Source organism: Variovorax sp. 01T439_2, from assembly GCF_056398445.1.
This window is the reverse complement of sequence record NZ_JBFTPJ010001055.1, coordinates 1-1,902: the sequence shown is the minus strand read 5'-3', so window position 1 is coordinate 1,902 and position 1,902 is coordinate 1. Positions and strand designations below refer to the sequence as shown.

The 1,902-nt window shown below is 66.0% G+C and carries 3 protein-coding genes; 2 read left to right on the top strand and 1 reads right to left on the bottom strand.

The window, feature by feature from the left end; genetic code table 11:
* On the top strand, positions 1-692 hold a 692-nt coding region (locus tag AC1DOC_RS31755), incomplete at its 5' end, for a methyl-accepting chemotaxis protein (protein WP_478131345.1).
* Between the two features lie 39 nt (positions 693-731).
* On the opposite strand, the gene AC1DOC_RS31750 is transcribed toward AC1DOC_RS31755, so the two are convergent.
* Complete coding sequence (locus tag AC1DOC_RS31750) at positions 732-1,223, bottom strand: SRPBCC family protein (protein ID WP_478081903.1); 492 nt, start codon at positions 1,221-1,223, stop codon at positions 732-734.
* A gap of 247 nt (positions 1,224-1,470) precedes the next feature.
* Here AC1DOC_RS31750 and AC1DOC_RS31745 point away from each other — a divergent pair.
* The coding region (locus AC1DOC_RS31745) for a dienelactone hydrolase family protein (protein WP_478131344.1) at positions 1,471-1,902 on the top strand (432 nt) is incomplete at its 3' end.

Genomic DNA, 1,902 nt, shown 5'->3' with positions numbered 1-1,902 from the left:
GCGTGGTGGGGCAGGTGGTGGACACCATGGCGTCGATCAATGCCTCGTCCAGGAAGATCGTCGACATCATCGGCGTGATCGACGGCATCGCSTTCCAGACCAAYATCCTGGCGCTCAATGCSGCTGTSGAAGCCGCGCGCGCCGGCGAGCAGGGCCGCGGSTTCGCGGTGGTCGCGTCGGAAGTGAGAAGCCTCGCGCAGCGCTCGGCCGCGGCGGCCAAGGAGATCAAGGGCCTGATCGACGATTCGGTGGGCAAGGTCGACGTGGGCAGTGCGCTCGTCGGCGAGGCCGGCAAGACGATGGAAGAGATCGTGAGCGGCGTCAAGCGCGTGACGGACATCATCGGCGAGATCACCGCGGCCAGCCACGAGCAGGCGCAGGGCATCGAGCAGGTGAACCAGGCGATCGCGCAGATGGACCAGGTGACGCAGCAGAACGCGGCGCTGGTCGAGGAGGCGGCGGCCGCGGCCCAGTCGCTGCAGGAACAGGCCGACAGCCTCTCGCAGGTGGTGGCCACCTTCAAGCTCGACGACGACGAAGAGGAACCCGCCGCGGCGCCGCCCAGGCCCGCACCCGTCCAGGCGCATGTCGAGCAGCCGGCTCGCCGTGCAGTTGCCGCTGCACCGCCGCGCAAGCCGGTGGCGGCCATCGCGGGCTCGTCCGCCGCCAGCGGAGACTGGGAGACTTTCTAAGCCCGCGCGTGCGCGCCGGCCGCAAGAGGCAATGAACGGTCAGGCCCGCTGCCAGCCTGCCTTGAGCGCATCGGGGTTCTTGTCCGCCACAAGATTCAGCTTGATGCCATGCTCGAGAAACGCCTTGAGTCCTGCAAGCGTCCAGGTGAAGCCTTGGGTCGACTCGGCAACGTACTTGAAGAGTTCGTCTCCGTCACCCGTCCATCCAGACTCCGTGATGACGACGTAGGTCGTTCCATCCTCGCGTTCGGAGAACGTCCATTCGACCGTCGTGCGGCCGCTGTATCCGTCCCACTCGATCACGATGCGCTTGTCGGGTTCGATGTCTTTCACGAGCACCGATGTGGATGCTCCATACATCTCCCAGTCCCATCTGACTTCGCGGCCGGCCTCGAGCCGGCCGCTGCTTTTGGTGAACCAGAAGTTGGTTGTCACACGGGGATCGATGAACGCTTCGAACACCTCTGCGACGGGCTTGCGAACCAGCATCTCCGTTTGTGCGACGGGTGCTTTCGTGATCTCGACTTTCATGGTGGCCTCCTTTTGCGGGACGCGTTGCGGCGCCTGCCAATCAATCAATCCTGGCACGGAGCGCGTCGCACCATGAGCACGCGGCGCCATGGACCCACCTGCAGCGCAGTTTTCTTTCAATATGCAACGCTCCACTGCACCTACGCGAATGTGAGCATCGCCCTACAGAAGAACCGCTGCAAAAAATTAAGGTGACCGATGGCGAGGCCGAGCAATGTGTGAAGTGCCTCGCGCAAAGGAAGCCAAATTGGACCCCCCATCCAGAACCTTCGAGCGCCGCGCGCTCCGCATTCCGCTGCGCTCTTCCGTGACGCTGGAGGCCGACCTGTGCCTGCCGGCGGCCTCGCGCGGGATCGTGCTGTTTGCGCATGGCAGCGGCAGCAGCCGCTTCAGCCCGCGCAACCGACAGGTCGCGGAGAGTCTCAACGAGGCGAAGCTGGCCACGCTGCTCGTCGACCTCCTGACCTCCGACGAAGAGGCCGTCGACGAGCGCACGCGCGAGCTGCGCTTCGACATCGGCATGCTGGCCGACCGGCTCGTCGGCCTGACCGACTGGCTGTGCGACTACGAGCCCGCCGCGGGCCTGAGGATCGGCTACTTCGGCGCGAGCACCGGTGCGGGTGCCGCGCTGGTGGCCGCGGCGCAGCGGCCCGACGCGGTGCACGCCGTGGTCTCGCGC

Bases quoted from the DNA above. Each gene is read 5' to 3' on its own strand.
- AC1DOC_RS31750 (WP_478081903.1), bottom strand. From the start codon at position 1,223: ATGAAAGTCGAGATCACGAAAGCACCCGTCGCACAAACGGAGATGCTG.